This is a genomic window from Agriterribacter sp. (assembly GCF_035445465.1).
Classification (GTDB): Bacteria; Bacteroidota; Bacteroidia; order Chitinophagales; family Chitinophagaceae; genus Agriterribacter.
The window spans coordinates 1-8,616 of record NZ_DAOMQT010000093.1 but is presented as its reverse complement, the minus strand read 5'-3'; the positions used below and the strand labels follow the sequence as shown (position 1 = coordinate 8,616).

Annotated in this window: 7 protein-coding genes; 4 read left to right on the top strand and 3 right to left on the bottom strand. The window is 44.2% G+C overall.

The genetic code is table 11. From position 1 onward, the window contains the following. The first annotated feature begins 17 nt into the window (after window positions 1-17). The 4 genes from ftsA to PLE34_RS21020 all read left to right on the top strand — a co-directional run bounded on the left by ftsA (window position 18) and on the right by PLE34_RS21020 (window position 5,504). Window positions 18-1,391 (top strand): cell division protein FtsA, encoded by a 1,374-nt coding sequence (gene ftsA / locus PLE34_RS21035; RefSeq protein ID WP_324584736.1) that lies wholly within the window; start codon window positions 18-20, stop codon window positions 1,389-1,391. A gap of 146 nt (window positions 1,392-1,537) precedes the next feature. Further along, the gene (ftsZ, locus tag PLE34_RS21030) at window positions 1,538-3,364 is read left to right on the top strand and encodes a cell division protein FtsZ (RefSeq protein ID WP_324560319.1); all 1,827 of its coding nucleotides are present in this window, start codon (window positions 1,538-1,540) and stop codon (window positions 3,362-3,364) included. 144 nt (window positions 3,365-3,508) lie between these two features. Next, complete coding sequence (locus PLE34_RS21025) at window positions 3,509-4,441, top strand: TIGR01777 family oxidoreductase (protein WP_324560316.1); 933 nt, start codon at window positions 3,509-3,511, stop codon at window positions 4,439-4,441. Window positions 4,442-4,790: 349 nt separating this feature from the next. Then, complete coding sequence (locus PLE34_RS21020; RefSeq protein ID WP_324560314.1) at window positions 4,791-5,504, top strand: head GIN domain-containing protein; 714 nt, start codon at window positions 4,791-4,793, stop codon at window positions 5,502-5,504. A 52-nt stretch (window positions 5,505-5,556) separates the two neighbouring features. On the opposite strand, the gene mqnE is transcribed toward PLE34_RS21020, so the two are convergent. From mqnE to PLE34_RS21005, 3 genes are all read right to left on the bottom strand, one after another. Then, window positions 5,557-6,711, bottom strand: a complete 1,155-nt coding sequence (mqnE, locus tag PLE34_RS21015) for an aminofutalosine synthase MqnE (RefSeq protein WP_324560311.1) — start codon at window positions 6,709-6,711, stop codon at window positions 5,557-5,559. Window positions 6,712-6,808: 97 nt separating this feature from the next. Then, on the bottom strand, window positions 6,809-7,969 hold the full coding sequence (locus PLE34_RS21010) for an FG-GAP repeat domain-containing protein (RefSeq protein ID WP_324560307.1): 1,161 nt from the start codon (window positions 7,967-7,969) through the stop codon (window positions 6,809-6,811). Between the two features lie 102 nt (window positions 7,970-8,071). After that, the gene (locus tag PLE34_RS21005) at window positions 8,072-8,548 is read right to left on the bottom strand and encodes a response regulator (protein WP_324560304.1); all 477 of its coding nucleotides are present in this window, start codon (window positions 8,546-8,548) and stop codon (window positions 8,072-8,074) included. Window positions 8,549-8,616: the final 68 nt, after the last annotated feature.

Below are 8,616 nucleotides of genomic sequence, written 5' to 3'. Positions count from 1 at the left end.
GCAATAAACCAACCACCATGAACACTGAACAACCCATTATTGTAGGACTGGATATCGGAACTACCAAGATCGCCGCCATAGCAGGGCGAAAAAACGAGTACGGCAAATTAGAAATATTAGGTTTCGGAAGGGCCAACAGCAACGGCGTGCAACATGGCATGGTATTGAACATTGATCAAACCATTAAAGCCATACAATCTGCTCTGGAAAACTGCTATGCTTCCAATCCCAACCTCGAGATCAGTGAAGTGTATGTAGGTATCGCCGGCCATCATATTAAGAGTTTGCAAACAAGAGGCGATATTGTACGGCAAAATACGGATGAGGAAATTGCACAGAGCGAAATTGACCAGTTGATCTATAACCAGTACAAAACCTATATTCCTGCCGGCGACCAGATCATTGATGTGATACCACAGGAATTTACCGTTGATAACTTTCAGAATATCACTAATCCTATAGGCTATAGCGGTGTTAAAGTGGGCGCCAACTTTCATATTATTACCGGCGACCGGAACGCTATCCGCAATATCAACAGGAGCGTTGAGAAATCGGCGCTCACCGTAAAAGACCTTGTATTACAGCCCCTGGCATCGGCTGCTGCCGTAATGTGTGAGCAGGACCTGGAAGCAGGTGTAGTGATCGTGGATATAGGTGGCGGCACAACAGATCTTGCGGTGTTTTATGAAGGCATTTTAAAACATACTGCCGTTATTCCTTTTGGTGGTGAAAATATTACCAATGATATTAAGACCGGCCTGGGTGTTTTAAAAACACAGGCCGAGCAAATGAAAGTGCAGTTTGGGAGCGCATTGACAGACGAGGCCAAAAGCAACGCTTACATTACTATTCCGGGGTTGCGCGGCATGACGCCAAAGGAGATCAGCGTAAAAAACCTTGCCGGTATCATACAGGCCAGGATGAGTGAAATATTAGACTTTGTTACCTATCATCTGAAACAGGTAGGGCTCGAAAATAAAATGCTTAATGGAGGTATCATTCTTACCGGCGGCGGCTCACAGCTTAAACACCTGATCCAGCTTGCCGAGTATACAACCGGGCTTGATGCACGCATAGGATTTCCTAATGAGCACCTGGCCTCCGGACATATTGAAGAGCTTACGCGGCCCATGTATGCCACCTGTATCGGGCTAATATTGAAAGGATATAATGTGTATGAAAACTCAATAGACAGGGAAAAATATACCACGCTTATCCCAAAGGAAGAAAAAAAGGAGGAACATGAAACCCGTAAAACAAAGAAAAAGGAAAGAGGCATTGGTGCTGAAAAAACAAAAAAACGTACCAAAAGCCTGAAGGAATTTATGGATTCCATTAAAGGCGGATTGATAGAATTGTTTAAAGAAGAAGGCGACGAACAACTGAAATAACGATGCGGTGATGGGCGATCCTGCAAAGGAGCAAAGCTTCACCTTAAAGAACAATACCATTAAAATAGAATTTCAAAATACGAACTATCCATTATTTCACATCTCTTATTTAGTATAGCACTGATAAGATTAAATTAACCGTTATTATGATACACTTTGATTTGCCTAAAGAGCAATCCTCCATCATTAAAGTAATTGGCGTTGGCGGCGGAGGAAGCAACGCAGTGAACCATATGTTCAGCCAGGACATTGAAGGCGTAAATTTTATTATCTGCAATACAGATGCACAGGCGCTGGCCCTAAGCAAGGTGCCTAATAAAGTGCAACTGGGACCCACGCTCACACAGGGGCTTGGGGCAGGCGCCAATCCTGATATTGGAAGGCAGGCAACCGAAGAAAGCTTAGAAGAAATAAGACGCATATTAGAAGTGAATACCAAGATGGCATTTATTACCGCGGGCATGGGTGGCGGCACGGGCACCGGCGGCGCTCCTATACTGGCTAAAATATGTAAGGACTTAAACATACTTACCGTTGGAATAGTTACCACGCCTTTTGCCTATGAAGGTAAAAAGCGGTTTGCCCAGGCAGAGGAAGGTATAGCAAAACTAAAAGATTATGTAGATACCCTGCTGGTGATCAGCAATGATAAAATGCGCCACCAGTATGGCAATCTTACTATGCGGGCCGCTTTTTCAAAAGCAGACAACGTGCTGGCTACTGCTGCGAAATGTATTACGGATGTGATTAATACAACCGGACAGATCAACGTTGACTTTGCCGACGTTTGTACGGTTATGCGTGATGGTGGTGTGGCCATACTGGGCAGCGCCACAGCCGATGGTGAAAACCGCGCGCAAAAAGCGATCCAGGATGCCATCAATTCACCGCTGCTGAATGACAATGACATCAGTGGCGCCAAATGGATACTGATCAACATTAATTCGGCCGAAGGTGATACGGAGTTTACAATGGATGAGGTAGATACGATACAAAACTACCTCCTAAGCCAGGCGGGTGAGCATACCAATGTAATTATGGGATTAGGATACGATAACTCACTGGGCAACAAAATAGGTATCACATTGATTGCCACAGGATTTGAAAACAAAGCAGTTACCCATGACCCGGTTGAAAAAAAGGAGCAGCAAAACGAAGAAAAGATCATGCTTACCCTTAACGGAAATGAACCGGCGCCACAGGTGGCTCCCGTGGTGGAAACAATAACAGATCCCATGGCGCCACAGATAGTGGAAGTAGCTGAAACAAAGCATTTCATGAGCATAAGCACCGTTTCTCCATCCGTCGAAAAAGTAAAAAATGAGGAGAAAGAAATATTGAACTTGTCAATAACTTCATTACCTTCATTATCTTCCAAAACCATTGAAACCAACACTGAACATCTGCCTGCAGGCACTGAACCGGTTATTTCACCAGTTGATAATAAAACTATATTTAATAAAGAAGCTAGCACCACCCCGACGTCAGGTGGTTATTTATCAAAGCCATCCAACATCTATGCTGAGGAACCTGATCATTTACAATCCAAAACTAATAACCCTGTTGAAGAGCCATCGCCTTTGCAAAGTAATGCATCAACCGACGGGAAGGTAAATGAAATGCAAATGGTGATTAAAGATCCCAATGCGGCGAACGAGTCCGTGGCACGCTCAACTCAAAGCGAAAGCTATTCTGCCGAGGAACCTGCAATGCAGGACGAGGCGGAAGATCAAAAGCGTCGTGCAGCAGAACGTTTAAACAAGTTGCGCAACTTGTCGTACAATGTTAATGCTGCCGATTCAAACAATGAGTTTGAAACTGTGCCGGCTTATGTTCGCCGCAATTTTCATTTAAAGGACGCCCTGGCCTCGGTAGAGAAATTTTACAGCAATTATACCGTTAAAACGGATGAGAATGATCAAACACAAATAAGCACCATCAATACTTTTCTGGATGGTAAAAAGCCGGACTGATTTGGTGAATGGTGAGTGATGAAGGATAAGTAGTAAGTGCAAGCAGAAGAGCTCATTGTTCCGTAATATATGTATAAGAGACGCCAGGGCCAACACCTGCCGTCTCTTTTTTAATGGTATCACTGGTTAACTTTACTGCACATCATGACAACAGTACTCATAACAGGCGGCACGGGTTTAATAGGCAACAGGCTTACCGGGTTGCTTATTGAAAAAGGATACCGGGTTATTATCCTTACCCGCAATAAAAAAGAGGGGATTAAAAATAACGCGTCAAACCCTTCCTATGCCACATGGGATCCTGCTAAAGCTGTTATAAATATAGCGGCTGTGCAGGAAGCCGATTATATCATCAACCTTGCAGGCGCGGGTATTGCAGATAAGCGGTGGACGGCTAAAAGAAAAACAGTAATTGCCGAAAGCAGGGTAAAGAGCGGAGAACTTATTGTAAAGGCATTGAAAGAAAATGCCAACAAGGTAAAAGCGGTTATCAATGCTTCTGCTATGGGCTGGTATGGCGATGACAGCCTGTTGAAAAAAGAAGCGCATGCTTTTACAGAAAACATGCCTGCCGCTCCCGGCTTTTTAGGTGAAACCTGCAAAGCTTGGGAAGAAAGCATTGAACCGGTAACATCCATAGGAAAAAGGCTGGTAAAAATAAGAACGGGTTTGGTACTCAGCACTAAGGGCGGAGCGCTCCGGGAATTTACCCGCCCGGTACGCTTTGGGATAGCGGCCATACTGGGTAGCGGTAAACAAATGCAAAGCTGGATACATATTGATGATATTTGCCGCATTTATATTCATGCTATAGAAAACGAACAGCTTCATGGCGCTTATAATGCCGTTGCGCCAAAGCCTGTTGACAATAAATCGCTTGTTACCGATCTTGCAAAAAAAATGAAAGGTTCATTTTATATCGTGATATATGTTCCGACTTTTATTTTAAAATGGATGCTCGGAGAAATGAGCGCTGAATTATTAAAAGGAATTACCTTAGATGGTGATAAAATACGCGCCACCGGCTTCCGGTTTTTATTCCCTTCCTTAGAAGCCGCACTGAACGACCTGGTGTAGGAGGTATCAGGTGTCAGGCAGATAGGTGAGTTTATAGTTTTTAGTTTGTGGTTTGTGGTTGCTTCGAATTTAGTCCTGCACCTGCGGGATCTGCTTCGGGTTTGAGATTTATTTGGTTCTTGTAATTTGGCTTTGGGTTCTTACTGTTACTGTATTCCTTCGGATTTCGAATTTCCGGCTTCGTACTTGATTATTTGGAATTTATTTGGCTCTTGTGATTTGGTTCTTAATGCTTTGTATTCCTTCGTATTTCGAATTCCCGGCTTCGTATTTAATTTTATCTGTCACTGGCAATTGCTTCCGGTTATTACAAATTTATATTAGGTTTGTTCTGCAAAAAACATACTGCATGAAAAAAATATGCTTACTCCCGATCGCCTTTACCTTCTTGATTTCCTGCAACTACCGCGAAACCGTTCGGGGAAATGGTAATGTTACCACGGAATCCAGAACAGTAAGCAACTTTAAAGACATTCAGCTCAGAGGCTCCATGAATGTGCATCTCATAAAAGGCGGCGACCATGCGGTGGAAATACAAGGAGAAGAAAATATCATCCCTTATATAGAAACCTATGTAAACGATGGAAAATTAATAGTGAAGTATACAGACGATGTTAATATCAATACCCGCCGGGATGTAACCGTAACGGTAACGCTACCCGAACTGCAGGAAGTTGATATTACAGGTTCGGGTGATATCACAGGCGAAACAAAGTTTACCGGCAACGATGAAATAGAGCTGGGAATAACGGGATCGGGGAACATGAGGCTTAACTTAGACGCTCCCGCCATTGAAGCAAAAATAACCGGATCGGGAGATATTTATCTTAGCGGCAATACAAGGGATATCAAATGCAGTACCACGGGAAGCGGAAAAATTGACGCAACGGAGCTGAAAGCCGAAAACGCTGTTGTTAAAACATTTGGCAGCGGAAATATCCATGTGTTTGCCAGTGTAAAATTAGACGCAACGGTTAACGGGAGCGGCGATATTACCTACAAAGGCGGAGGCTCCGTTTCTTCAAAGATACATGGCAGCGGCTCGGTAAAAGCGGCAGATTAAGGGGAGCAGGTTACAAGTTGCAGGGTGCAGGGTGCAAGTTACAAGGTGCAGGTTACAGGGGTACTGTTTCTGCGCTGTAATCCTTTATTACCTGGTACAGGGTATCGCGTTCTATGGGTTTACGCTTTACCTGCTTTATAAGCGCCACGAGTTCGGTAGTATTCATGGCTGGATTTTGTTCTTCACTACCCGCCATGGAATAAATTTTCGTAGTATCATCAATAGTGCCATCCATATCGTTTACACCAAATGAAAGGGTAAGTTGCGCATTCTGCCTTCCAAGCATGGGCCAATAGGCTTTCAGGTGCGGAAAATTATCCATGAACAAACGGGCCACAGCGTACATCTTCATATCTTCAACTACAGACGACTCCGGCACATGGCTCATCTCGTTATTACTGTTGCGGAATTTTAAAGGAATAAAAGTATTGAAGCCGCCTGTTTTATCCTGCAGATCACGCAATCTTTTCATATGATCAATACGATGCCAGTATTTTTCAATATGACCGTACAGCATGGTAGCATTGGTATGCATGCCTAATGCATGCGCCACCTCATGTATGCGCAGCCAGCCTTCCGCATCTACCTTGTCATCGCATATCTGCCGCCTGATCTCCGGGTGAAAAATTTCAGCGCCCCCGCCGGGCAATGAATCCAGTCCGGCCTCATGCATCAGCTTCATACCTTCTTCAACAGAAAGCTTTGCCTTGCGGATCATATAGTCGAGCTCAACAGGTGTGAAACCTTTGATATGCAGTTCAGGGCGGTGGGCTTTGATCTTCCGCATGAGGTCTGCAAAAAAATGAAGGTTCATTTTGGGATGCACTCCTCCTACGATATGCACTTCTGTTACCGGCTTTCCATCATAACCGCGCACAATATCCATCATCTGATCCACGCTCAGTTCCCATCCTTCTTCCCGATGGGCATATAAGCGGCTGTAAGAACAAAACTTGCAACTGAAAACACATACATTGGTAGGCTCAATATGAAAGTTCCGGTTGAAATAGGTAATATCTCCATGCAGTCTTTCCCTCACCAGGTTAGCCAATGTGCCAACAAATGACAAACTCGCTTTTTCAAAAAGGATTAACCCGTCTTCTTCCGATAGTCTTTCTTTGTTTACAATTTTTTCACCCGCTATACGCAGCTCCGGTAACAGGTGCGGCTGGCGAATGATCTTTTCGGCCCACAACGCTCTATCCATAATATAATATTCCTTTATGATAAGAAGGCCAAAGATACGGTTGAAAAATTATTCATGAGCAGGAGTCCGCCGGGTATAGCCACGGCGCAGTATCTGTTTATTTGCCGGATACATTCCAGTATATTTTAAGATTCTTTGTTGCTCTTCCGGAGGCAACAATATCAGGTTTACCATCACCATTCAGATCCATTACCTGTATATCTTCGCATGCCATACCATTATTGTCTATCCAGTACGGTTGCCATTGTGTTCCGCCGGCATCTTTTTTAACATATAGCTTCACTCCTACTTTCCCTTCCTTACCGGGCGATCTCCACCCCGCAACCACCTGGTCACTCCCCACACCCAAAAAATCGGAAACGGCCAGCGCATGCCCTTCTTTTATACCATCATCCAGCACTATTCTTTTCGCATTATCATCTGTTAAATATACTACTACCGCTGTGCCGTGCATGGGTTCAATGGTAGCAATAAAATTTTTGCCTGCCGCAAGATCTCCCACACGCACTTCGCCCGCGCCCTGTTCTATACCCCGTATTGTTGTGGCTTTGCCAACAGCTTGTTTGAGAAAATTGGTTTCTATAAATTTAACGCCTTCTTTTCCTGCTACATATAAGCCACTTTGCTTTTCATTGCTGGATGCTTTAAAATCAAAATTGTGTGTAAGGTGCATCGCAGAATCTAAGATATATGTTTTCCATTCGTCATTTTCATTAGCCGGGTACTTATAAGCCATTATCTTAACCCCCTCCCCTTCGCCTGCTTTATTGCCCCGCCCGTGAAGCGGCAATACAACCAGGTAATATTCACCGGTTGCTGATTTTACCCACTTCATGCGGTGGGTAGTGGGCTCATGCGGCAACCGTACCGGTTTCCACATTTGTTCAGGATCGGCCGAACGTTTTAAATAAAATACTGCACCGGATTGGTCTGCATTGCTGGTTTCGGAAGGATTCCACTGTGCACCAACAGCCACTTCTACTTTCCCGTCGCCGTTAATATCCTGCGCTGCAATACAAACATTATCGTGTTCTGTAAGGTTTTCCGCTATTACCCGTCTTTTCCAGTCGCCGTTACGGTACCATACGATCTGCTTTTTATCGGCGAGCAGCACATCGGGCTTCCCGTCACCATCCACATCGCCTAACGCTATACCATACCCTATGGATATATCATCATCTATCACCTGCTCGCGGAATTGCGGCGGAGCAGGCTCAGCAAGCCCTATTAACCAGGATATGAAAAAAACAAAAAGCATGTACCGAAGTTATTGGATTTTATCCGGAAACCCACCCATCATAAGCAACGTGCGCATTGCAAATTGTCGCTTCTCCGTTTCCTTCCCGTAGCGGCAGGAAGCTTAGTATAACAGCTCTTCAATGCCATCAACGATCTCATATGCTTCAGCCGTTTTACTGAAATAGCAATCAACCATATCTATGCCAGCGGCAACAAGCTGGGGCACAAATGCGTAAGGCATCATTGTTATAACCATAACAGGTATGCGAAAGGAACAGTTTTTTTGCTTTTCATACTGTCGTATCATGCTGATCAGCGCATCTCCTTTTAACCCCGGATGATTAATGTCCGTTATGAACAGATCAACGCGGCTGTTATGATCAATCTGGCTTTTAATATAGGTATAGGCATCATCACCGTTGGTCAGTATCTCCAGCTTGGCCAGGGGGAAAAATGGCTTTATGCAATATTCGGAAATGGCGGTACTGAACAACTTGTGATCATCTAAGCATACAATATTAAAAGACCGGTCTGCAAATAAAGACCCATCCCTTTTAATACTACCCTGCGCCGATACAAACCATTTACTCAACATCATAACCCGGAAATTTGAAGATAGGATTAGGTATTTTATTCTCAAATAGCTTTTAGTATTGAATAGGGGTG